Here is a 25,564-nt window from a genome sequence, read left to right on the forward strand (position 1 = left end):
GATAACTTTTTAGTTACAAGTGCCTTAAATGATTTGAATATGGAAACAGCAGTACCAGGTTTGCTACTCTACCATGACTTTATCAGTGAATCAATGGAAGATGAACTGATAAAGGAAATTGACAACCAGATATGGGTAGTTGATTACGAAAGGAGGTTGCAATATTATGGGTACAGGAATGAACTGGAGTCTCCCTATGATCTGATCAGCTTTCCAGTTCCTATGCCCCCGCTGATTCACAAATTGTCAGAACAATTAACGGAACAGGGGATAGTATCCATCCAACCAGACCAGGTCATCATTAATGAATACTTTCCCGGAGAGGGGCTCAGGCCTCATAAGGACAGGAACTATTTCGAAAACCAAATCTGTGGTGTTAATCTTGGAAGTGGTTGCATCATGAAATTCATACATATCAAAAATAAAGACGTGGTGGATGTGGAGGTTCCCAGGCGTTCAGTGTATGTGATGCAAGATGAGGCCAGGTATAAGTGGAACCACTCCATCCCTTCCAGAAAGAAAGATGTTGTTGATGGAAACGTGAAGCATAGGGAAAGAAGGCTCTCTATTACTTACCGAAAGGTAAATATGAAGAAAGTGAAGCCCATCAACCCTGAAGGGAAAGTAGCGAAGATGTTACACGAACAATTCAATATAAACTCTTGATAAGTAGGAGTTCCAACACGAAGTTGTTGTACTGATTGATTCAAAGCCTGTCTTTCCTGTCTTTATCCAACACTGAAAGTGTAAAGTAAGAGATTGATTTCATTTGCAAGAATTAATAGCTTATAAAGTATCAAGCTATTTGTTAACATTGAGATAACATTGAGTTAATAGTTAGGTATTAATGGCTTTGTAGTTTTGCACCGTGGTAGAACAACATAGCTTCTGTGCTGTACGTGTAAAACCAAAGCAGTTGAAACCAAACGCTTCTCAGCCTGACTAACTGATGAGCTTTCTTGAGGTTTATGGCTTTACCACAATAAAAGGCTTATTTCTCACCTAAACCTTACTTACTGTGACTATCAAGCTCACCAGAGTAGTATGTCTGCTCTCTATCTCCTTGTTCTTTGTTTTTAATGCGCAAGCCCAAAGTATAAACAGAACAAAGTTTGGAAAAGGAATTCAAGTTGTAGCTGAAGATTCCTCATTTAGTTTCAAATTTGGAATACGGTTTCAGACGCTTTACCAAGGCGTGCATACGAAAGGCACCAAGGGCTGGGATGATCGTTTCCTGATACGAAGAGCCCGTCTTAAGTTTGATGGCTACGCATTCACGCCAAGGCTTGTATACAAAATTGAGCTGGGCCTAAGTAACAGCGATATAGGTGCCGGTGGTGGTGGCGACATCAGCCAGACAAATAATGCAGATAACATCATTCTTGATGCCGTAGCTAAATACCAGCTAACACCAACGCTGTCGTTATGGGTTGGTCAGACAAAGTTGCCTGGTAACCGTGAGCGTGTAATCTCCTCTCAAAAGCTCCAGTTTGTAGATAGAAGTTTGTTGAATTCGCGTATAAATCTTGACCGCGATGCAGGTTTCCAGTTACGCAATGAACATCAAGTTGGTACAGTATTGCTACGCGAAATGGCTTCCATCTCCATGGGGGAGGGCCGCGATATAACTGTAAATAATGCCGGAGGTTATGACTATACCGGACGCATAGAGATATTGCCACTTGGCGAATTCCAGGGTGACGGAGACTATGTTGGCGGCGATATTGCAAGGGAAGAAACCCCAAAACTAGCCTTGGCCGCATCTTATGATTTTAACGATAATGCATCTCGTTCGCGTGGACAGTTAGGAAGTTTTCTGAGTGAACAACGCGACTTAAGTACTTGGTTTGTAGATGCTATGTTTAAGTACAAAGGTTTTTCGGCTATGGGCGAATACGCAGACCGTAAGGTGCCCAATGGAACCCCTGTTATTAGTTACCAACTTGATGGTACCGTAGACGAAACTTTTGTAACAGGCAAAGCTCTTAACCTGCAGGCAGGCTATCTGCTTGCGTCTAATTGGGAGATGGCAGGCCGATATACTACCTTCGATCCTACCGCTGTAACCGGTATAGGGGAGCAAGAACAATACACTGCCGGATTATCAAAATACATTGTAGACCATAGCCTGAAGGTGCAGAGCGATGTAACCTTAATCAAAGAGCAAGGCAGAAACGACAGAGTACAGTTCAGGATGCAAATGGAAATCGCCTTATAATTGCAGTTTCTTGTAAAAGGGTAACCGCTACAAGTAACAGTAGTGCCTCACACAGTAAAATAAGCCACGCACTCTAAAGCAGTAATCGCCTTAGAGTGCGTGGTTTACTAATTTCTAATGAGGGAAGCGTCTTCTTTCTTCAATACTAATTGTTCAACTAGGATTAAGGCATTTGCCTGGATTCCGAAAACAATAAAGGCAGAATTCTATATTCTGCCTTTATTGTTTAAACTCTTGCCGCCTTAATTAATTACTAAACTGTACCGGCGGCTTGCGGTGCTTCGTGCCCTGCTCATAAGAATAAGAGAGCCTGATCAGCGTGGGTTCTGCGAATAGGTCGCCCAAGAACTGCAGCCCGGCAGGCAGGTTGTCGTAGGTATAGCCCATGGGCACCGTAAAGGCGGGTAAGCCCGTGTGCGGCGCAATGATCTGGCTGTTGTCGCCTTTGTAGCCCTTGAAATCGCCTACTTTGGCGGGCGGGTGGTTCCAGGTGGGATAGATGACGGCATCCAAACGGTGCTTTTTCATGGCCCCGGTCACGGCTTCCCGGAAAGCGATACGGCGGGTATCGTGGTAGGCATCGCCGCAGGTGGTGGCATCCGCAGCCGGAGCGGTAGTCTGGTCCAGTTGGTATTTCAAGTTTTCTTTGATGTAGGGCGAATATTTGCCCGAAGCCCACACTTCCTGTATACTTTTTACGGGTGCCTTGGACCCTAGGGACGACAGGTACTGGTTTATATCGTGCTGGAAAACGGAACACCACTGGTCTTTGCTTACCTCCGCAAAATTAGGAACTTCAAACGGATCCACAATTTCGGCGCCCAGGCGTTTGATGTCGGCAATGGCTTTCTCAAACAAGGCTTTTACCTGTGGGTCGGGATCTTTGTCACTCAAAGTTCGCAGCACGCCAATCCGGGCACCTTTCAAGCCGTTCTTATCCAGAAATTGGCGGTAGTTGGCCGGTACCTTGCCCCGGCTGTGTTCGGTTAAAGGATCAGCCGGGTCGTACCCCGCAATTACCTCCAGTATGCGGGTAGCGTCTTCTACCGTCCGGGCCATGGGGCCGCCCACGTCGTTGCGCAAGTAAAGCGGCGCGATGCCCGCGCGGCTGGTAAGGCCCAGGGTGGAGCGGAAGCCCACCAGGGCAGTGTGCGAAGAAGGGCCGCGAATGGAGTTGCCGGTATCGGAACCCAAACCCACGGTGCCCAGGTTGGCTGCCACCGCTGCGGCCGTGCCGCCGCTGGATCCGGCTGGCACATGCCCCAGGTTGTAGGGGTTCAGCGTTTCGCCCGCGATGGAGCTGATGGAGACCATGGGACTGAAGGCCCACTCGGCCATGTTGGATTTGGCCAGCACCAACGCGCCGGCCTCCTGCAATACCCGCACCTGGTAGGCATCGGTTTCCGGTTCAAAGCCTTTCAGCGCCAGCGAGCCCGCGGTGGTTTGCAGGCCCTTAGTATTGAAATTGTCTTTCACAATGAGCGGAATGCAGTGCAGCGGCCGCAGTTTCTTCGTTCGCCGGTATTCCGCATCCAACTCCCGTGCCAGCCGAAGCGCCTCTGGGTTGGTGAGGACAATGGAATTTAATCTGGTAGGCTGGTCGTAGGTTTCTATCCGCTGCAGGTAGGTGGTCACCAACTGCTCACAGGAACAGGTGCCTTTCTTGAAAGCAGTGTGGATGTCGGCAATGGTCGCTTCCTCCACGGCAAATTGCCCGCCCGCTCCGGTTCCTACTTTACCCGTTCGGGTGCAGGCACTAAACAGGGCTAATAAAACGAATAAGCTAAGTGCCTTGGAGAAGTAAAGTCGCATAAGTATTCTTTAAATATGAATGACACGCTGTGACGCAGCATGAATTTACACAAGGCTTGGGGTAAGTTTTTTATTCCACATCATAGTTTACAAGCACCATAACAGCCAGTATTTAAATCAAGGTGTGTTAGAAAGTTCTACCATTTGGGAATATACAGGTCTTTATAAGTAAGATTTGCCTCTTTAATGGCCCTCATGACAAACATTGATTTCTGCATGTTAGAAGCAGGCACCAGTCCCGCGAACGTGAATTTACAGCCTTTGGCTTTTGCTATCTTTATGATTTCCAGCGATGGGCTATTGCTTACATTGTCAATTTCTATGGCAATATTGTTTTGCTTGGCCATGTCTAACAACTCTGCGGTCTTAGGGTTGTTAAGGGTTCTGCCCTTATCAGACCAGATATTTATTTTCTTGCCGCGAAGCAATGCCTTCGCGCTCTTTAAATCATTGCTTTCGCCAATAATATAGTCAGCGGTTGATGCCTTAGCCGTTGCCTGGTTAGCAGCAGTCACTTTTATGCCCGTAAAAAGTGGTAGGTTTTTAGCTGCTGCCAGTTCTTTGGCAGAGGCAGGACTCTTTACCAAGGAAACGTTTATGCCTGTGGTATAATAGTAGTTGGCAAGTTCTTTTGCTGATAAAGTGGTTTTTGGATTTAAATCAATAAAAGCAAACTGCTGGCTCTGCAGCGCCACGAGGCTGTCATGCCAGGCACCCAATGTAGGAGCAGCCAGGTTGGAACGGGCATCATCTGGCAAGCGGCGCACCCTGAAACTTTTGTACTGCATTTTACTCAGGGTATCATGCCCTTGGAGGCAGAACGTTCCTTCCCCAAGTCGTCTTATGGCCGAAAAGGTTTTTTCGGGCTGCAGATAGTCAACTGTTTTCATGCCATTGAGCCAAACCTGGACACGATTGCTCTCTACGCGGGCTTTTACCGTCATCCATTCTCCGTCCTTGCCAAACGTTTTGTATAGATTCCGCACCCCATAAAGGCTGGCCATTTTTTTGAGTTCGATGTAATCCCCTTCCCCAATATGGGTGTTGTTCACCTGTATTTCCAGACCGGTATCGGGCCAGCCTGTTTCCTGGTACTTGGTATGAAAATAGATTCCTGTATTCGCCAACTTGAAAGTTTTTACCTGCACTTCCAGTTCAAAATTCTTGAAACCATCTTTCAGGTATTCTCCTTCATAGAAGAGATGTGAACGTTTTCCGTCGGCCTGGAAAAGTCCGTCAGTTACTGACCAGGTAGAAGGATTTTCGGTGGCTTTCCAACCAGTCAAATCTTTTCCATTGATAAGTTCCACCCAACCAGCGTCATTAGAGAGGTTGGAAACTGTTTTATCATCAGCAGGTTTGAAAGCTAGAATAGCCAAGGCAAGTATGCTTAACAGCCCGAATAATCTTTTCATTAATATTTATTTAAATCTGAACTGTATCAATTCAGTCTTCTAAGCTTACGAATTTAAGAATAGTAGGACCCAACTTGGAAAATGATTTATAAATTGGTAAGGTTAAAAGCGAAAACTATTCCTCCCCATTGAATTCCCTTTGTGGTAAATTTTTGTCACTTATTTTTGTCACTTGTAATATGTTCGGTTTCTTTGCTCCGAATTGATGTTTAGCTAAGCCTAGTTTTACTAAATATTTTATATCATGTAATTCTTCTTTTGAAGCAAAATCATACCTGTATTTTGTTCTCAAGGAATTTACAGTATTGGATAGGTAATATGAATTTTTATTGAGAGTTGTGATGTAATTCTCAATTTGTTGTTTCCAACCAGATGGGCGTTTAAAAATTAACATCAAGGCTTGTTGATGTTTCATGAGTTCATTGGTTTCTAAATTAAATTTTTCATAAAGTAATGGAGCTATTTTAGGTGAGTATAAATCCTCTTTGAAATAACCTATTATATTTGTTGGTAATACTGTAAGGATCTTTGTTAATCTTTCCTCAAAAGTGCTACCAAAGTTTCCGTTTAATTCAAATGCAGCACCTTCAAAGGATGCTTGTCCTTTTGAAGCCATAATAGGAGCTAAAACAAACAAAACTTTTGATAGTTGATGCCATGACTGATAAATTTCGTTCAACAAGTCTTTCTTTATTTGGGGATTAGCATAATCACTATTTCTCAAAGCTGTTGATGAAGCTTTAATTTGTTGTATCAAATTCAATAAAGAATACTCCTCAAAAATTCTCTGTATGGATTGATTGTATGGTTTTATTTGATTGTATGTGTTGTCTAAAAACTGATCTTTTACAATGTCAGGTAGATTAGAAGTTAATACATTCTCACTTATCTCCTCTTGAATCTTCTCGATTGCGTCCTCAGATGGTACCCACTCTATGCTGTTGAGAGGATTTATATCCTCATTAATTCCTAATTTAATTTTGACAGTTTCCTTTGTTGTTCTAATATCATCTAATAATATTTTAAGAGCATCATCCCTATTTCTGTCTATTCCTGTGTAAAACTCTATAATTTCTGGATATGAAGAGTATTTTTTTGAATCAAATATGAATTTTTTAAAATCTTGATCGATATGCATTCTTTTAGCTCCGAAATAGTAAATCCAAAAAGAAGACTTAAACCTAAAGCTTTTATAGTCAAATACTATTATATTGTTATTAAGTAAAACTTCAAATACAACCTCTATATCTAATTCAATATATTTTTCTTTGCAAAAGCTTTTTAATTCTCTTAAAAAATCATCTTTTGAAAAAGTAAATTTCTCTCTTTTTAACATTAGCTCGCAAAACCTTCCTAAAACATATTCACAATCTTTCAAATCGGGCTTTGTTTTATATCTTGGTATCTCACCAAAGTCAAATAGAACAAACAATATCATTTCTATCATTTTTGTTCTATTGACTGGACTGTCATCAAAATTTTTTTCTGATACTTTAAGTATAGTAAGGACGTTATATGGTGTTCTATGTAAATTTAAGCATTCTAATTCTGTCGTTACTTTGTCCAATACCTTATCGTCATCAGCTATCTTTCTTTCTTTATTATATTGATTTACAATGCTTCTTATTTGGTTTCTGGGTAATGCAATTAAGTGTAGTTTTATAAAATCAATATTTATTTCTATATTCTCTTCTGTATTTGTATCATCTTCATCTTTATCCAAGTATAAACTTTCATCTACGGAGTTCATTACAATAATCTTTTTTCCACGATTTGCTTCAGCTAGTTTTTTTAGTTTTTTTAAAGAAACCTTATCCTGGCTTAAGAAAGAATCAAAAATTATACACTTTAAATTTTCTTCTTTTTGGTCAAGTGAAGTAAGTTCATTTTTTACAGCATTATGTATTGTGTGAGGCTTTGTCGACGAATTGTCTATATAAACCCATAGGTAATTATTTTCCCAAGCTGTTAAAACTAAGTGATGTGCTAAAGTTGTTAACCCAAACTGTGCTGGTGAATTAATCAAGTAAGATTCTTCTGAGAAGAGTAATTCCTCAATTAAGACTCTTTGGTTATAATTTTCGTCAGGATTTTGAGAAATTTCACTTCTTCTACTTATAACTGGTTCAACCCACACTTTAGGTTGGTCATCAAATCCTTTTAAGGAGTCATTAAAACGTTTATTAAAAATCTTTTTTAATGTCTCCCTATTGATTAATTGCTCTGCATTTAAAGGGGCTTCATTTTTTTTTTATATTCATCAATGAAGAACTTGCTAAGGTGCTTTCTTAGCTTTTCTTCAAAATCCAAAACTCCATTATATTGTCCGTATATTCCTAATGGTTGTAACCTTTTTTTAAAGTATGTAATTTTAATCCATTCACTTGCATTGATTTCTGACATCGATTTAGGAGGTTCATCATTAAAATAGAACATTACCTCGACGTCTTTATGTTGATTATATCTATTGAATGCGGATTCAAATTCTTCTTCAGTCCCTGAACCAGCTCTTGGTGTAGGTGCTCCAAATTTTTTGTTCATAATACCGATGAATATTTCATATTCATCGCCTATCTGATTGAAAATTATGGATTGTCCGTCCTTGTTTTGAATCGATGGTCTTACGTCATTTTCCCATTTTAAAGATTCAATTCTAAAATTATAGATATGTCCTAAACCAGAATTTATTTCATTGAAGATTTTTTCTGATATATCACGTTCTCTATTTGTGTCGCTAGGTGATGCAATAAAAGCTTTGTATATTTTTGCTTCCATAAATTATTTTTGTTTTTGAAAATAGATTTGTACAACAAGTATATTAGAACAATTGGAGAGATTAGGTTCTCGGCGTTAACTATAGAAGCCTGGATTCATTTATAAAATATTCTGAAACTAGATAGGTCAACTACATTGCCCAATATACTATATAGTTCTTTACTTATAGTAAAGGATAGTACAATTTATTCTTTATTAAAGCCAGAATTTTTAAAACACTCTTAAAACGCCTTTCTACTTCAGCCTTCCCTGTTTCCGGCGCATGATTTCCTGCACGGGTACGTTCTCAATCTTACTTTCCAGCCAGGAGATGATATCCAGGTACATGAAAGGACGCCGCTCGTAGGGGTTCTGGGAAATGGCGATCAGCTTTTCTTTGAGGGTGATGAAAGCGTCTTTCAACTGGTAAGGGGCAATGTTGCCTACGGTACGCAGGAACTTGAAAATCTCTACCTGCATTTGCTGCTGGTTGTCCATTTTGCCCAGGAAATGGTACACTGTCCGGATCTGGTAATCCAGGGTGTCGTCGTCGTAGCCAGCTTCGTAGTGGGCAATCAGGTTCAGGATACGCGCGAAGCATTGCAGGTCTTCGCGCAAGCTCGTGTTCTGGTGATGGATGACCTTGTTCAGGTACTCAATGGCTTTCTTGAAATCGCCGGAGCCAAAGTACAGGCTGGCAATTTTGTAGTAGAACACCAGCATGCGGTGCGGGTCTAGCTGTGCCTGGAAGCCTTCCAGGTTCTTGAGTACGCCCGGTATCACCTGCAATCCCTCGGTGAACTTGCCTTCCAGAAAATAGCCGTTAATCTTATTGGTGTAGATGTACAGGAACAGCAGCGTTTCTACATTGGGGTTAGACCGGCGCGCCGTGTCCGCAGCAAAGTCTTCCAGTTGCTGCAGCACTTTCACAAATTTGGAATGGTACAGGATGTTGTACAGCGTGTTCAGCAGGTTGTGCATACCCTTGATGTACAACACCGGTCGCCGCTCCTTCATGTGGGGGTACTCGTCAAACAGATTCACCCACTTCTGCGCGGCCCGGTAACAGTTTTTGAAGTCCTGAATCATGAGGTAATACCACACGTGTGATTGGTGGTAATACAGTTTCTCATAAAACCCCGCCCGCCGGATGTCTATTTGGGGTAGGTTTTCCTGAAAGAAGCTTGAAATGTAATCGTAGTCCTCCTGGTTGCGGGCCAGGCCCACTTTCAGATACAGCCCATATAAGCGTAGCGCCACATTGGACAGCTGGTGCATTTGGGAGATGTGCGTGGAAACGGCCGTGGCTTCCTGGGTCAGGTTCTCGGCGCGGCCGCTCAGACTACGGGTGATGTATTGGCTCTCAATTAGCTTTTCAAAATCAATGGCCGTGAGCGCGATGTGTGGTAATTCATACTCCAGCGCCGCCGCTTTCACTTTGTCCAGCATCTTCAAACTCTGCTGGTAGAACCCTTTATTATACAGTACCCGGGCATAATCCAGCTGCTCGTGCAGTTGAATGTCCAGGTTTTGTGGGGCGTGAAATGCTCGCAGGCTGGAGAGCAGGTGCTTGTATAGGTTATTCTTCAGGTTAGCCAGCTGCGCTTTCTTTATGCTGGGCACTTGTTTTAGAATCTGGGTCTCATTTAAGGTGTCCTGCTGGTCCAAGGCATCAAACAACTGCAGAAACTTAAGGTCCTCGCTGGAGCCGCTTCGGTTGGTAAATAGCCTGAAGTGCCGCTTCTCAGAAGGGGTAAGTGATTTTATTAACTGAAAAATAGGATCAATATTTTGGTTAGGCATTGTAAATGAAAATAGATTAAAATATTGAAAATCAGTTAATTATGGTAAAAAAGTAGGCGGTTAGAAATAGTAAATGGGCCGAAAATAGTTTTTGGGTCTCGTATTAGTACGCGCTTCTTTGTAAAGAATAAGTAGCCAAAATAACGATGTCAGCCCAGAAGATACAAATATTCGATACAACGTTGCGCGACGGCGAGCAGGTGCCTGGTTGCAAATTAAACATGGATGAGAAGTTGGTGATTGCACGGCAACTGGAGCTTCTGGGAGTTGACGTGATCGAAGCTGGCTTCGCGGTTTCCAGCCCCGGCGATTTCGAGGCGATTCGGGCCATTGCGGCCCAAACGAAGGAAGCCACCGTGTGCGGTCTTTCCCGCGCCGTGGAAAACGACATTAAGGTAGCCGCTGAAGCGTTGAAGCTGGCTCGTTACCCAAGAATCCATACCGGCATCGGCACCTCAGAATCGCACATCAAGTTCAAACTGCGCACCACCCAGGCCGACGTGATTGAGCGCGCCGTTTGGGCCGTAAAATACGCCAAGAGCTTTGTAGAAGACGTTGAGTTCTACGCCGAAGACGCTGGCCGCACCGATAATGAGTTCCTGGCCATGGTGTGCGAAGCCGCCATCAAAGCCGGGGCTACGGTGTTGAACATCCCCGATACCACTGGCTACTGCCTGCCGGAAGAATATGGTGCGAAAATCAAATACCTATATGAAAACGTGCGCGGCGTGCAGAACGTGACGCTTTCTACCCATTGCCACAATGATTTAGGCTTGGCTACGGCTAACTCCATTTCCGGGGTGGTGAACGGCGCCCGCCAGATTGAGTGTACCATCAACGGGGTAGGGGAGCGCGCCGGTAATACGGCCCTGGAGGAAGTCGTCATGATTCTCCGTCAGCACCCGTATCTGAACCTGGACACCAACATCAACACCAAGCTTTTGACGGAGACCTCGCATTTAGTATCACACATGATGCGCATGCAGGTACAGCCCAACAAAGCCATTGTGGGCGCTAATGCCTTTGCACACTCCAGCGGCATTCACCAGGATGGCGTGATCAAGCACCGCGAAACCTACGAGATCATTGATCCCAAAGAAGTAGGCGCCGAGGATTCTTCCATTGTCTTAACTGCCCGTTCTGGCCGTGCCGCTTTGGCGTACCGGTTACAGAAAATAGGGTATGCGTTTGATAAATTTACCTTAGACAAAGCCTACGCCTCTTTTTTGAATGTAGCAGACAAAAAGAAAGAAGTAGTAGACGAAGACCTTCACCAATTAGTGGAGCAGGATAACCTGGTTTCTGCAAATTAATATGGCACAGACGTTATTAGATAAGATTTGGGACGCCCACGTAGTGAAGTCCATTCCGGGGGCGGAATTAGATGTGTTTTACATTGACAAGCACTTAATTCATGAAGTTACCAGCCCGCAGGCCTTCGATGAGATTGAAGCGCGTGGACTGCCATTGTTCCGCAAAGAGCAGATGGTGGCTACCGCTGACCATAACGTACCCACCAAAAACCAACATCTTCCTATTCAGGAACCGCTTTCACGTTTCCAGGTAGATAAGCTGACGGAGAATTGCGCCAAGCACAACATTGAACTGTACGGCTTAGGCCACCAGCACCAGGGTATTGTGCACGTGATCGGACCAGAGTTAGGGTTAACCCAACCGGGTATGACCATCGTGTGCGGTGACAGCCATACCTCTACGCACGGCGCCTTCGGCGCCATCGCCTTTGGCATTGGCACTAGCCAGGTAGCACAGGTGATGGCTTCGCAGTGCTTGCTGTTGAGCAAACCCAAAAGCATGCGCATCACGGTAGACGGAGCGGTGAGACCTGGCGTAACAGCCAAAGACATCATCCTCTACGTGATCTCTAAACTGGGTACCGGTGGTGCCACCGGTTACTTTGTAGAGTACGCTGGCAGCGCGTTCCAGGCTTTGAGCATGGAAGGACGCATGACAGTGTGTAACATGAGCATTGAAATGGGCGCCCGTGGTGGCATGATCGCGCCAGACCAAATCACTTTTGAGTATTTGAAAGGCCGTCCGTTCGCCCCGCAAGGTGAGCGTTGGGAGCAGGCTATTGCTTATTGGTCTACCTTGTTCACCGAAGAAGGCGCCTCGTTTGAGAAGGAATACACCTTTGACGCGCAGGACATTGCCCCGATGATCACCTTCGGGACTAACCCAGGCATGGGCATGGCAATTGATGCGCTTATCCCCACCGATGTTCCGGCAAGTGAGCAGGCCAGTTACAGCAAGTCATTGCAGTATATGGGCTTTGCGCCAGGCGAGTCGTTGTTGGGCAAAAAGATTGACTATGTGTTCATCGGGTCTTGCACTAACTCCCGCATAGAGGATTTGCGCCAGGTAGCCAAATACGTGCAGGGCAAGCAAAAAGCGCCACACGTAGAGGCCATCATTGTACCGGGTTCTAAACTGGTTGAAAAGCAAGCCATGGAAGAAGGCTTAGACAAAGTGTTGGCCGCTGCCGGGTTTGAACTAAGAGAGCCGGGTTGCAGCGCCTGTCTGGCCATGAACGAAGACAAGATACCAACTGGTGCCTACTGCGTGTCTACCTCTAACCGCAATTTTGAAGGTCGTCAGGGACCAGGTTCCCGCACCTTACTAGCCAGTCCGTTGGTGGCCGCCATTACGGCCGTGGAAGGAAAAATTGTGGACATCACCCAATACCTGAACTAATGGAAAAGTTTGAGATACTTAGATCAACGGCAGTTCCACTCCCGATTGAGAACATAGATACAGATCAGATCATCCCAGCCCGTTTCCTGAAGGCTACCACCCGTGAGGGTTTTGGAGAGAACCTGTTCTGCGACTGGCGCTATGACAACACCGGTCAGCCCAAATCCGATTTCGTGCTGAACAACGGCCGTTACTCCGGGCAGATCTTGGTAGCCGGTAAAAACTTCGGCTGCGGTAGTAGCCGGGAGCACGCGGCCTGGGCCATCCATGATGCCGGGTTCAAGGTGGTGATCTCCAGCTTCTTCGCCGATATTTTCAAAGGCAACGCCTTGAACAACGGCTTGCTGCCGCTGCAGGTGAGCGATGAAGTACTAGCCAGGTTGTTTGCCCAGATAGAAACAGATCCGCAGACTACGTTGGTCGTAAACCTGGTGAACCAGGAGTTGGAAGTGCCCGTGTGGGAAGAGCGCATTCCGTTCGCCATTGACGCCTACAAAAAAGAGTGCATGATCAATGGCTACGATGACATTGATTTTTTAGTGAACCAGAAAGAAGCGATAGAAAACTACGAAAGGAGCAGACCATGGGCGTATTAACGAAAAGAATAGCCGTATTACCCGGCGACGGAATAGGACCGGAAGTTTGTACTGAGGCCATCAAAGTATTAGAGGCGGTTTCGGAGCGTTTCGGACATCAGTTTGAACTGGATGTTCAATTAATGGGCGCCTGTGCCATTGACGCCACTGGTGATCCTTTGCCAGAGTCTACCCTGCAAGCCTGTTTTGAAGCTGATGCCATCTTGTTAGGTGCCATTGGTGACCCAAAATACGATAATAACCCAGCGGCCAAAGTGCGTCCGGAACAAGGTCTGTTGCGCCTTAGAAAGTCTTTGGGCTTGTTCGCTAATATTCGTCCGGTAACTGCCTATGACGTGCTGTTGGAGCATTCTCCTTTGAAAGCAGACCGCATCCAAGGTGCCGACATGCTCATCTACCGCGAACTGACTGGTGGTATCTACTTCGGGGAGAAGGGCCGCACCGCAGACGGAGCGTACGACCACTGCACCTATACCCGCGAGGAAATTGTACGCATTGCGCACCTGGCGTTCCAGTCGGCTACTACTCGCCGGAACAAACTGACACTGGTGGATAAAGCTAACGTGCTGGAAACCTCCCGCTTGTGGCGCGAAGTGGTGCAGCAGATTGCCCCGGAATACCCGTCTGTAGCGGTGGACTACCTGTTCGTAGACAACGCCGCCATGCAAATGATCCTGAACCCAAAACAGTTTGACGTGATTTTAACGGAGAACATGTTCGGCGATATCATCTCAGACGAAGCTTCGGTGATAGCCGGTTCCTTGGGCTTGTTGCCTTCCGCCTCAGTAGGAGAGACTGCCGCTATGTTTGAGCCGATCCATGGGTCTTACCCGCAGGCCAAAGGGAAAGGCATTGCCAACCCAATCGCTACCATTCTTTCAGTGGCCATGATGCTGGAGCATTTCGGGATGCAGGAAGAAGCAGACCTGGTGAAGGAAGCCGTAGATTACACCTTAGACAAAAACGTGCTGACCCCAGAACTCAGAGCTGATCATCCGTTTACCACCGAGCAAGTGGGCGCGTTCATCGCCAACTATGTGCAGGAAGGCGGCGAGAGTTTCCGGCACCTGAAGAACATTGAGATTGGCATCAGTACCATCATCTAAAAGAACCAATTTCAGGCTTGTTTTTGAGATAACAGGCCTGAAACAACCAAAAGCTTGAGCACCGTCCAGATGCGACACCGATTTATTATTTCAATTCTTGTCATTCGTCCTCTGCCGCAAGGTGGGTAGGAACGGTCTCTTACAATCTTTTAGAGCCTTTCTCACCACCCGGTAGATAGGCTCTTTTTTTAGAAAAACACCTCCAAAACACTGCATAACGAACCATGGCTTTAAATAAATACAGCAGCATCTACACCAAAGACGACAGCCTTCCGGCCTCTCAGGCCATGCTCATCGGGTCTGGTATCCCAGAGGCAGATCTGCGCAAACCGTTTGTGGGCATCTGCTCTACTGGTTTTGAAGGGAACACCTGTAACATGCACCTGAATGGATTGGCTGATGCCGTGAAAATGGGCGTGCAGGCAAACGGCATGGTTGGGCTTCGGTTCAACACCATTGGCGTGAGCGACGGCATCACCAACGGTAACGCCGGGATGCGCTTCTCTTTAGTTTCCAGAGAGTTGATCGCCGATTCTATTGAAGCCATGGCTGGAGCCCACTACTATGATGCTGTAGCTACCGTGGTGGGATGTGACAAGAACATGCCAGGTGCTTTGATTGCCATGGCGCGTCTGAACCGCCCGTCACTCATGGTGTACGGAGGTACCATTAAAGGAGGGGAGTACAAAGGCCAGAAGCTGAACATTGTGTCTTGCTTTGAGGCTTATGGTAAAAAACTGAACGGCGCTATCTCTGACGAAGACTATAGAGGAATCATCCGGAATGCGTGCCCGGGTCCGGGTGCCTGCGGAGGGATGTACACGGCCAACACCATGGCCGCGGCTATCGAGACGTTGGGCATGAGCCTCCCATTCTCTTCTTCCTCCACGGCGGTAAGCGCCGAGAAAAACCAAGAAGCCCTGGATACCGGCGCGTACATCCTGCAACTGTTAGACAAAGACATTAAGCCCCGTGACATTCTTGTGCGCGAGGCCTTTGAAAATGCTTTGGTGATGATTACCGTGTTAGGTGGTTCTACCAACGCCGTGCTTCACCTGATTGCCATTGCCCACGCGGCGGGTGTAAAACTGACCATGGAAGATTTCCAGGAGGTAAGCAACCGAGTACCGGTGCTCGCCGACCTGAAGCCAAGCGGGAAATACCTGATGGAAGACCTTTCTGCTTTGGGCGGAGTACCCGCCGTGCAGAAGACCTTATTGGAAGCTGGTTTGCTGAAAGGCGATCTGATGACCGTTACCGGTAAAACAATGGCCGAGAACTTAGTAGATGTAAAGCCCCTAGGCGAGGAGCAGGATCTATTGAGACCGCTTTCTAACCCCATCAAAGCAGACGGCCATATCCAGATCTTATATGGTAACCTGGCTACTAAAGGCGCAGTGGCGAAAATCTCCGGCAAAGAAGGCCTTCGTTTTGAAGGACCAGCCATTGTCTTCAACTCAGAAGAAGACCTGAACGAAGGCATTACCCTTGGCAAGATTCAAGCAGGCCAGGTAGTGGTAATCCGCTACGTGGGCCCTAAAGGCGGACCAGGGATGCCGGAAATGCTGAAACCAACGTCCGCCATTATGGGTGCTGGGTTAGGCGATAAAGTAGCCTTAATTACAGACGGAAGATTTTCTGGTGGCACGCACGGATTCGTGATCGGCCACGTTTGCCCGGAAGCCTATGACGGCGGCACCATTGCTTTAGTAGAAGACGGTGACTGGATCGTGCTGGATGCGAGTACCAACACCATGGATGTGCAGGTAGACGAGGCCGAGTTAGCCCTCAGAAGAAGCCAATGGCAAAGACCTAAGCCAAATGTGCAAGGGGGAGTGCTGTTGAAATATATCAGAACCGTGAGTGATGCCAGCCACGGATGTATCACCGATTTACAGGAAGAAGCCTATGTTAACGCAAGAGAAACAAGTCCCAGCCTTGCCTGAAACAGACACTCTGCTTAGCGGAGGTCAGGCCTTATTGCACGCCCTTGTAGTAGAAGGGGTAGATACCATTTTCGGGTATCCAGGCGGAGCCATCATGCCCATCTATGATGCGCTGTATGACTTTGAGGGAGATCTGAAGCACGTGCTCGTGCGCCATGAGCAGGGTGGCATCCATGCCGGACAAGGCTACGCGCGTTCCTCGGGTAAAGTAGGTGTGGTGTTCGCCACCAGTGGCCCCGGAGCTACTAACCTGGTGACCGGCTTAGCCGATGCGCAGATAGACAGTACGCCTTTAGTGTGCATCACCGGTCAGGTGTTCGCGCACCTGTTAGGTACTGATGCGTTCCAGGAGGCCGACGTGATTGGGATTACTACCCCGGTCACCAAATGGAATTACCAGATCACCGATGCCACGGAGATCCCCGAGGTCATTGCCAAAGCGTTTCATATTGCCCGCACCGGTCGGCCTGGTCCGGTATTGATTGATATTACCAAGAACGCGCAGCTGCAGAAATTTAGCTTTCAGGGGTATACGCCTTGTAACCACATCCGCAGCTACCGGCCTAAGCCCATCGTGCGCAAAGAATACATTGAGCAAGCGGCAGAGCTGATCAACAGTGCTCAAAAGCCATTCGTGCTATGGGGACAAGGGGTGATGCTGGGTTCTGCTGAGCAGGAGTTCAAAGCGTTCATAGAGAAAACCGGCATTCCGGCTGCCTGGACCATCATGGGCGCCGGTGCCTTGCCAAGCGACCATCCGCAGAACGTGGGCATGTTGGGCATGCACGGAAACTACGGCCCCAACGTGATGACAAACGAGTGCGATGTCTTGATTGCGATAGGCATGCGCTTCGATGACCGCGTGACTGGTCGCCTGGACAAATACGCCAAGCAAGCCAAGATCATCCACTTGGACATTGACCCCGCTGAGATTGACAAGAACGTGAAGACCACCGTGCCTGTATGGGGCGACTGCAAAGAAACCCTGCCCTTGCTGACGCAATTGGTAGAAGCCAAGCAGCATACCGCCTGGCTGGAGCAATTCCGGGAATTTGAGCAGAAAGAAATTGACGCAGTGATTCGTGAGGAGCTGTTCCCGAGCAGTGGTGAGATGACCATGGGCGAGGCGATTCAGCAACTAAACGAACTCACCAAAGGCGAAGCCATCATCGTGACCGATGTAGGGCAGCACCAGATGGTGGCCTGCCGCTACGCCAAACTGAACCACACCCGCAGCAACATCACCAGCGGCGGCTTGGGAACTATGGGTTTTGCACTTCCGGCGGCCATCGGGGCTAAATTTGGGGCGCTGGATAGAACCGTAGTGGCTGTGATTGGCGACGGCGGTATCCAGATGACCATCCAGGAATTGGGCACCATCATGCAGAGCGGCATTGACGTGAAGATCATGATCCTGAACAACCAGTTCCTGGGCATGGTGCGGCAGTGGCAGGAGCTGTTCCATGAGCGTCGCTACTCCTTCGTGGACATCACCAGCCCAGATTACGTGCAGGTGGCCAAGGGGTACGGCATCGCCGGGCGCAGCATCAACCAGCGCGAAGACCTGACCAGTGCCCTGCAGGAAATGCTGTCGCACCCCGGATCCTTCCTGTTGGAAGTAATGGTGACCAAAGAGAACAACGTGTTTCCTATGGTGCCACAGGGCTGCAGCGTAAGCGAAATCAGATTGAAATAACGGTGCCTAACAGATAAGCATATGAGTGAGCAAGCGCCAATAGAACGGGAAGAATTCAACATCACGGTGTACACCGAGAACCACATCGGGTTACTCAACCGCATCGCGATGATCTTCTCCCGTCGCAAAATCAACATTGACAGCCTCAACACCTCGCCCAGCGAGATTGAAGGCATCCACCGCTTCAACATCGTGATTAACGAAACCGAAGAAGTGGTAAGCAAAATCGCCCGGCAGATTGAAAAGCAGGTGGAGGTATTGAAAGTGTACTACAACACCAACGAAGACGTGATCTGGCAGGAAATGGCGCTGTACAAAGTGCCTACTGACGTGATTGCCGAAAAAGCCAAAGTAGAACGCCTGCTCCGTGAAAATGGCGCGCGGGTGGTGGTGATCCGGAAAGACTACACCGTTTTTGAAACCACAGGCCATCGCGAGGAAACTGATAACCTGATCAAAGTTCTGCAGCCCTTCGGCTTGATTGAGTTTGTGCGGAGTGCCCGCATTGCCATCATCAAAGGCAGCGAAGGCTTCAACCGCAAACTCCGGGAGTTTGAACGCGCGGAACCTGGGCAGGAAGTCATAGAAAACGAGTTCTTGAACAGCCGCGAGAAAGTCTTCACCATGTAAGGCTTGAGGCTTTCTCAACAGAAGTATAGCGCCTGTTTTTAGGAAAACAGGCCAGAATAGACAAATAAGTAAATCAACTAATAACCCATAACAAACAGTAAAATGGCAAAGATCAATTTCGGCGGTGTAGAAGAAACCGTTGTCACCCGTGAAGAATACCCGTTGGCAAAAGCCCTTGAGTTTTTGAAGAATGAAACCATTGCCGTGATCGGATACGGGGTACAAGGCCCGGGCCAGGCATTGAACATGCGCGACAATGGCTTCAACGTGATCGTGGGGCAGCGTCAGGATTCTCCTTCATGGGAGCGCGCGAAGCAAGATGGTTTTGAGGAAGGCATCAGCTTGTTTTCCATTGAGGAAGCAGCCGAGCGCGGCACCATCATCTGCAACCTGTTGTCTGATGCCGGTCAAATTGCTGTTTGGCCAACCTTAAAAGAAAAGTTAACCCCTGGTAAAACCCTGTATTTCTCGCACGGTTTCGGGATCACCTTCAAAGAGCAAACCAACATTGTGCCACCGGCCGATGTGGATGTGATCCTGGTAGCTCCTAAGGGCAGCGGTACCAGCCTGCGTCGTTTGTTCCTGGCCGGTGGTGGCCTGAACTCTTCGTTCGCTGTGTTCCAGGATGCAACTGGTAAAGCCTATGAGAAAGCTGTTGCCATGGGCATCGGTGTAGGTTCTGGTTACCTGTTTGAGACTGATTTCAAAAAAGAAGTGTACTCTGATTTAACAGGTGAGCGTGGTGTATTAATGGGTGCCTTAGCGGGTATCATTGAGGCCCAGTACCAGGTGTTGCGTCAGCGCGGCCACTCTCCGTCTGAGGCCTTCAATGAGACCGTAGAAGAACTAACCCAAAGCCTAGTGCCCTTGGTAGGCGAGAACGGTATGGACTGGATGTTCAGTAACTGCTCGGTAACTGCCCAGCGTGGTGCTCTAGACTGGAAAGGCAGATTCAGAGAAGCCACTCTTCCGGTATTAAACGAACTGTATGACAGCGTAGCTTCCGGCAAAGAAGCAGAGCGTACCATCCAACGCGGCTCTACCCCAGGGTATCGCCAGGAACTGGAAGCCGAATTGAAAGAAGTTCGCGAATCTGAATTATGGCAAACCGGTGCGGTAGTACGTCAGCTCCGCAGCAAAGCCGAAGTAGCCGAGGAAGTTTAGTTTTAAGCTTAATCAAGAAGTGAATTCTTTAGGAGATGATTCTCCCCTTGAGGGGAGATAAAGAAGGGTGTTTACATTAGCTGGTTCGTGCGTTTTCTCAGTTATTAATGAGGCAGTTTCAAGCTAATCTGCAATAGAGGGTTATCAGCAATGCGTGCTCTCCTGTGTAAACACCCCTCTTCGCTCCCCTCAAGGGGAGAATCTCAAATTGATTACCCACTTCCAGTTTTTGCCTGTTTTTATCAGAACAGCCCCAAAACAGCCTTTTCACCCAGTACCATGCAGAAAGAGACAGCTCCCCTGGAAACCATTGTGGCGTTAGGGAACGTGGAGAAAGCCGCCAAAAACTTGAAAGGAGTCATTTACAAGACACCTTTGATGAAGAATCTGTGGCTTTCCCAAACCTACGGCGCCGACATTCACCTGAAGCGCGAAGACCTGCAGATTGTGCGTTCCTACAAAATCAGGGGGGCGTACAACAAGATGTCTACGCTGTCGCCGGAGGACCGCGAAAAGGAGATTGTCTGCTCCAGCGCCGGGAACCATGCCCAGGGCGTGGCCTATGCCTGTCAGCTGCTCGGGATTAAAGGTTACATCTTCATGCCCGCCCAGACACCCGCCCAGAAAGTGAGCAAGGTGCGGCTGTTCGGGAAGGAGTGGGTGGAGGTGGTACTTACCGGTGCCACATATGATGACACGTTCAAAGCCGCCAAGGAGTTCTGCGATGAGCGGGGCAGTACCTTCATTCCGCCGTTCGATGATATGGCGATCATTGAGGGTCAAGCCACCGTGGGACTTGAGATTTTCAAAGACGCAGATTTCACCATTGACTACCTGTTCATGCCTATTGGTGGAGGCGGGTTAGCCTCGGGCGTTTCCAGCGTCTTTAAGCAAGTAAGCCCCCAAACCAAACTCATTGGTGTGCAGCCGCAGGGCGCGCCGTCTATGTACAACTCCATCAAAGAGAACCAGCGTCAGGTCTTGACCAGCATTGACTCTTTTGTGGATGGCGCGGCGGTGAAATGCCCGGGTGAGTTGACCTTTGAGATCTGCCGTGAGTTGCTGGACCAGGTGGTGCTGGTGCCCGAAGGCCAGATTTGTGAAGACATCCTGAAGATGTACAACGAGGAAGGCGTAGTCCTGGAACCGGCTGGTACGCTTACCATTTCGGCGCTGAAAAGCTTTGCCGAGGAAATCAAAGGGAAGAACGTGGTCTGTGTCATCAGTGGCAGCAACAATGATATCACCCGCATGGAAGATATCAAGGAGCGGGCGCTGCAGCACCAAGGATTGAAGCACTACTTCATGGTGACCTTCAACCAAAAACCTGGCGCACTGCGCACCTTTGTGAACCGCGTGCTGCACCCCGAAGATGACATCATCCACTTTCAGTACATCAAGAAAAACAACAAAGAAAAAGGCCCCGTGTTTATTGGGGTGGAAGTGAAGCAGCCGCAGGATGTAGAAAACATTAAACTGCGGATGCTGGAGGAAGGCTTCGCCTACGAGTACCTCAACGGCAAGCAGGACTTCCTGAATCTATTTGTGTGAGCGTTAATTTCAGTTAGTTTATTGTTCGTTTAAGTTTGTTTCGTTTGTGTTGTGTAATGCCCCGCTCCCGCCATAGAGTGGGGTATTCTCATTTTAGAGCTTCCTGTTTTTAGCCTTGTTTTGATAAAAGACACAAAATCTAAAGTAAAGGAGAAGCAGCACCTAATTGCTTCATTCCTCAATGGCTGAATCTTACAGCTAACCCTCCTTCGTATTTCGTCCCCCTTTGAAGGGGGTAGGGGGATGATTACTCCTGCAGATTACTACATCTTCAAGTAGCGTTTCTTTCTATCCTAGTAGCTACTGCGGTTACTTCTTATAATTGCTTTGTCATCCCCCAACCCCCTTCTAAGGGGGACGAACAGGTATTGTGCTCTCTTCCGCAGCAAGAGAAGGTCTTTAATGAATATTATTCCCATCTAAGCAGCCCTGCGCTTTCATCTTGTTTCCCGAAAAGTAATTCTAAAACAGGAGCTTACTTTCCTCCAATTTCCCTCTAAACATTGCGGTAACGAAAGGTTTATAATAAGGTAACCCCTCATTTGGCTCGCCTCAAAACAGGACCTAGTAGTTTTGAACTGTAAAAACTTTGTTCAAAATATGTTTACCCAAGAGTTTCTAGCTCCCCGTCAAAGTATTGGAGTGATAGGCCAAACAGCCTACTTTTCTTCCTTCCTCAACATTGTCGGCAATTCTTCTACGCCCGTTTCTGGTGCAATCATATTGTTCAGCTAATTCAATTATGAGAACATGTCTACTTCCCCTCTTTAAGAGGGTAAACCAATTTCCCCCAAAGTTGCTTCTGGGTATTTCGTTCCTGGCTATAGCCCCAATGACCGAAGCGCAGATGCTTCAAAAGCCACAATTTGTAGCAGGAAAACAGCAGGAGGCTCCAGCCTTGTTGACAAAAGCATTGCCTACTCCGGGTAGCAGCGGAATCAATGTTTCAGGCAAGCTGATGCCTGCAGTGAACTCCACTACTCAGCTTTCTAAGCAAACTGAAAGAGTAAGAATCTCTGGAACGGTGACTTCAGCAGAGATGGGATCAATGCCGGGCGTGGTAATCACCACCAACGGTACTGCCGTGGGTGCTACTAACAGTGATGGTACTTTTTCCATCCAGGTACCCAAGGGGCAGGAAGTAGTTTTCTCGTTTGTGGGGTTTACTTCGCTTAGAAGAACCTTCACCCAAGACGAAACCAACCTAACCCTCTCCCTGGTGCAGGACAGCCAGCAGCTGAATGAAGTGGTGGTAACCGCGTTGGGGATTGAGCGTGAGCAGAAAGCGTTAGGGTATGCTACCCAAACCATCAACAGCGAAGCGTTAACCGATGCCATGCCGAACAACTTCGCGCAGGCTTTATCTGGTAAGGTAGCTGGTTTGAACCTGATCTCCCCGGGTTCTGGTCCTGTGAACTCCACCCGTATCAGCTTAAGAGGAGATAACTCCCTGAACCCAGGCGGGAACAATGCCCTGATTGTATTAGATGGGGTGCCCATGAGCAGTGAAATGACCAGTTCAGGGGTAGACAACGCGTATGGAGCTGGTTCAGGGAATGATATTCCGGTGGATTTCGGGAATGGCATTGCCGACATTAACCCGAATGACATTGAAAGCATTACGGTACTGAAAGGCCCAAGTGCCGCGGCCCTTTACGGGAGCCGGGCGGCCAACGGAGCATTGATTATCACCACCAAATCTGGGGCTCGCAGAGACAAAGGAATTGGGGTAACCGTAAACACCAACATAAGCTTTAACAATGTTCTGAAATGGCCAGATTACCAGTATGAATATGGCCAGGGCACCGGAAAATCCTTTAACGCCGCCGGGGAGCCTTATTACTCGTATGGCGCTTCGGCAGACGGAGCCAACACCGGCAGTACCAGTAGTGCCTTTGGTCCGAAGTTTAATGGCCAGTTTTACTACCAGTATGATCCAACCTTAGAAAAGCAGTCGGCTGAAAGACAACTCTGGAGACCTTACAAAGACAACATCAAAGGATTCTTCAGAACCGGGTACACGCTCACCAATAACGTAGCCCTGGAAGGTGGAGGAGAGAATGGCTCGGTAAGAGCTTCCCTTACCCACACTAAAAACGAGTGGATCATGCCCAACACAGGGTTTGAGCGCTTAACTGCCGCTTTAAGCGTGAACCAAAGCATTTCAAAGCGGTTAAAGCTTACCTCTAAAGTCAACTTCACGAACAAGAAGAGCGATAAACTGCCGGGCACGGGCTACAGTAACCAATCTATTGCCTATTTCATGATTTTCCAGAACCCTAACGTGGATCTGGCCTGGTACAAGCCAAGATGGAAAGCCGGACAGGAGCAATTGCAGCAGATCCACCCGTTCAGTTCTTTCATTGACAACCCGTATGTGATTGCCTATGAGATGACCAACTCCCTGAATAACTACTCTCTGGTGGGGAACCTGGCGGCTACTTATGAGTTCTCGCCTAAACTGGACCTTATGGTCCGCTCAGGAATTGACTTTACCTCCGAAGATCGTGCCCTGCGCCGTCCTTTTAACACGGCCAATTTCCAGTTCGGGTACTACAAAGAGCAGAACATTTTTGATTACGAAATGAACACAGATGCCTTGCTTACATATAAAGAGAAGTTAGGCAGCAGGATTGACGTAAGAACCTCAGTAGGTGGTAACCTGAGAAACCAAAGGTACCGCGGGACAGATGGCGTGGTAGATGGATTGGTGATACCCGGAGTTTACAAACTGTCAAATGGGGTAGGCAACGCCATGATGGCCACCCGTCACAGAAACAGAGAGGTGAACAGCTTGTACGCCTTGGCCGCCTTCTCATTTGAAGACAAGATCTTTGTAGACCTGACCGCCCGTAATGACTGGTCCAGTACACTTCCGGTACAAAACAGCTCCTTTTTCTATCCGTCTATCAGCTCCAGCTTTATCTTAACTGATCTGTTCAGATTGCCTACTGCTATTTCTTTTGCCAAGCTGAGGTTGTCTGCGGCCCAGGTGGGGAGTGATACCGATCCGTACAGAACCAGAAAATACTATGGCCAAAGCGATTTCGCTGGCTCAGGCTCTGTTCCTACCACGCTCCACAACATGAACTTCAAACCAGAGATTACCACCAGCTATGAGGCCGGTATGGAGTACATGCTCTTCAACGGCAGAATTGGGTTAGATGCCACGGTTTACAGAAACTACACCAAAAACCAGATTTTGGAAATTCCGGTAGATCCTACCACGGGTTACACCAGAGCTGTGTTGAACGCGGGTAAAGTCAGAAACCAGGGAGTGGAACTGGTATTGAATGCCAGACCCATTGACTTGGCCAATTTCAAGTGGAGATCAACAGTAACCTGGTCTAAAAACGATAACAAGGTCCAGAAACTTGCCGACGGGATTGAAGACCAGCAGGTGCTGGGAGTAGGTGGACAGGCGTCCATCATTGCTAAAGTAGGCGGTACCACCGGTGACATTTACGGTTTTGGGTTTGTGAGAAGCCCCGAGGGGAAGATTGTGTATGACAACAGCGGTTTGCCTGCCTACCCCGATGAAGTACAGTACATTGGCAATGCTTACGCTGATTGGAAAGGCGGTTTCCTGAATGAGTTTTCCTACAAGAATTTCAGGTTCAGCTTCCTGCTGGATGGTTCTTACGGAGGTATCATTTACTCCCAGACGCACCACAAAATGTCTGAGCAGGGCAAGTTGAAACACACCTTAATGGGACGCGAAGAAGGCTTCATCATTGGGGACGGCGTGGTGTTGAATGGAGACGGTACTTACACCCCGAATACCAAGAAAGTAAACCCTGCTGACTACTACGCCAGGTACTACCGCCGCGCGAACGTAGAATCTAACTCCTTTGATGCCTCTTACCTGAAGCTGAGAGAAGTTCGTTTGGAATTCAACCTGCCTAAAGCTCTTTTGGCCAGAACCAAATTCTTCAATGGCGCCAGCTTTGCTTTGTATGGTCGTGATCTGGCCATGCTGACCGACTTCCCGATTTTTGACCCGGAAACCGCTGCCCTGAACGGGAGCAACATCATGCCGGGCATTGAAATGGGCCAGATGCCTTCCACCAGAACCATGGGCATGAACGTGACCCTTAAATTCTAAGCCTACTTAAGTCTAGCCTTTTCACATCAATGTTTCAGAACTGCCGGTAGCTTCTC

General features: G+C 47.5%; 17 protein-coding genes. 12 read left to right on the forward strand and 5 right to left on the reverse strand.

Annotated elements, in window-relative coordinates; all coding sequences use genetic code 11:
* Window positions 1–39: 39 nt before the first annotated feature.
* Together DC20_RS15040 and DC20_RS15045 are read left to right on the forward strand one after the other, a co-directional pair.
* Complete coding sequence (locus DC20_RS15040; protein ID WP_157593174.1) at window positions 40–666, forward strand: alpha-ketoglutarate-dependent dioxygenase AlkB; 627 nt, start codon at window positions 40–42, stop codon at window positions 664–666.
* 352 nt (window positions 667–1,018) lie between these two features.
* Window positions 1,019–2,218 (forward strand): porin, encoded by a 1,200-nt coding sequence (locus DC20_RS15045; protein WP_157593175.1) that lies wholly within the window; start codon window positions 1,019–1,021, stop codon window positions 2,216–2,218.
* A 246-nt stretch (window positions 2,219–2,464) separates the two neighbouring features.
* On the opposite strand, the gene DC20_RS15050 is transcribed toward DC20_RS15045, so the two are convergent.
* The 5 genes from DC20_RS15050 to DC20_RS15070 form a co-directional block, all read right to left on the reverse strand.
* A complete protein-coding gene (locus tag DC20_RS15050; protein ID WP_071885477.1) occupies window positions 2,465–4,030 on the reverse strand; it encodes an amidase family protein in 1,566 nt (521 codons plus the stop codon).
* A 137-nt stretch (window positions 4,031–4,167) separates the two neighbouring features.
* Entirely contained in the window at window positions 4,168–5,445 is a 1,278-nt protein-coding gene (locus DC20_RS15055; protein ID WP_062544590.1) for a 3-keto-disaccharide hydrolase, read from the reverse strand.
* A gap of 115 nt (window positions 5,446–5,560) precedes the next feature.
* Entirely contained in the window at window positions 5,561–7,582 is a 2,022-nt protein-coding gene (locus tag DC20_RS15060) for a hypothetical protein (RefSeq protein WP_062544591.1), read from the reverse strand.
* A gap of 92 nt (window positions 7,583–7,674) precedes the next feature.
* Window positions 7,675–8,220: a DUF4062 domain-containing protein gene (locus DC20_RS15065; protein ID WP_062544592.1), complete on the reverse strand. Its 546-nt coding sequence runs from the start codon at window positions 8,218–8,220 to the stop codon at window positions 7,675–7,677.
* A 234-nt stretch (window positions 8,221–8,454) separates the two neighbouring features.
* Window positions 8,455–10,002, reverse strand: a complete 1,548-nt coding sequence (locus DC20_RS15070; protein ID WP_062544593.1) for a hypothetical protein — start codon at window positions 10,000–10,002, stop codon at window positions 8,455–8,457.
* A gap of 146 nt (window positions 10,003–10,148) precedes the next feature.
* Here DC20_RS15070 and DC20_RS15075 point away from each other — a divergent pair, with 146 nt between their 5' ends.
* The 10 genes from DC20_RS15075 (at window position 10,149) to DC20_RS15120 (ending at window position 25,508) form a co-directional block, all read left to right on the forward strand.
* Window positions 10,149–11,315, forward strand: a complete 1,167-nt coding sequence (locus DC20_RS15075) for a 2-isopropylmalate synthase (RefSeq protein ID WP_071885478.1) — start codon at window positions 10,149–10,151, stop codon at window positions 11,313–11,315.
* A 1-nt stretch (window position 11,316) separates the two neighbouring features.
* The gene (leuC, locus tag DC20_RS15080; protein WP_062544595.1) at window positions 11,317–12,714 is read left to right on the forward strand and encodes a 3-isopropylmalate dehydratase large subunit; all 1,398 of its coding nucleotides are present in this window, start codon (window positions 11,317–11,319) and stop codon (window positions 12,712–12,714) included.
* On the forward strand, window positions 12,714–13,310 hold the full coding sequence (gene leuD / locus DC20_RS15085) for a 3-isopropylmalate dehydratase small subunit (RefSeq protein WP_062544596.1): 597 nt from the start codon (window positions 12,714–12,716) through the stop codon (window positions 13,308–13,310). The genes leuC and leuD overlap by 1 nt, the downstream gene beginning before the upstream one ends.
* Window positions 13,298–14,416 (forward strand): 3-isopropylmalate dehydrogenase, encoded by a 1,119-nt coding sequence (leuB, locus tag DC20_RS15090; RefSeq protein WP_062544597.1) that lies wholly within the window; start codon window positions 13,298–13,300, stop codon window positions 14,414–14,416. The genes leuD and leuB overlap by 13 nt, the downstream gene beginning before the upstream one ends.
* Window positions 14,417–14,640: 224 nt before the next feature.
* Window positions 14,641–16,362 (forward strand): dihydroxy-acid dehydratase, encoded by a 1,722-nt coding sequence (ilvD, locus tag DC20_RS15095; protein WP_062544598.1) that lies wholly within the window; start codon window positions 14,641–14,643, stop codon window positions 16,360–16,362.
* A complete protein-coding gene (gene ilvB, locus DC20_RS15100; protein ID WP_062544599.1) occupies window positions 16,325–18,058 on the forward strand; it encodes a biosynthetic-type acetolactate synthase large subunit in 1,734 nt (577 codons plus the stop codon). Before ilvD ends, ilvB begins: the two co-directional genes overlap by 38 nt.
* A gap of 21 nt (window positions 18,059–18,079) precedes the next feature.
* Complete coding sequence (gene ilvN / locus DC20_RS15105) at window positions 18,080–18,688, forward strand: acetolactate synthase small subunit (protein WP_062544600.1); 609 nt, start codon at window positions 18,080–18,082, stop codon at window positions 18,686–18,688.
* 102 nt (window positions 18,689–18,790) lie between these two features.
* Complete coding sequence (gene ilvC / locus DC20_RS15110) at window positions 18,791–19,852, forward strand: ketol-acid reductoisomerase (RefSeq protein ID WP_062544601.1); 1,062 nt, start codon at window positions 18,791–18,793, stop codon at window positions 19,850–19,852.
* A 279-nt stretch (window positions 19,853–20,131) separates the two neighbouring features.
* Window positions 20,132–21,403, forward strand: coding sequence for a threonine ammonia-lyase IlvA (gene ilvA / locus DC20_RS15115; protein ID WP_062544602.1), 1,272 nt, complete (start codon window positions 20,132–20,134; stop codon window positions 21,401–21,403).
* A gap of 832 nt (window positions 21,404–22,235) precedes the next feature.
* Complete coding sequence (locus DC20_RS15120; RefSeq protein ID WP_245652222.1) at window positions 22,236–25,508, forward strand: SusC/RagA family TonB-linked outer membrane protein; 3,273 nt, start codon at window positions 22,236–22,238, stop codon at window positions 25,506–25,508.
* Window positions 25,509–25,564 lie beyond the last annotated feature (56 nt).

Source organism: Rufibacter tibetensis (assembly GCF_001310085.1).
Lineage (GTDB): Bacteria > Bacteroidota > Bacteroidia > Cytophagales > Hymenobacteraceae > Nibribacter > Nibribacter tibetensis.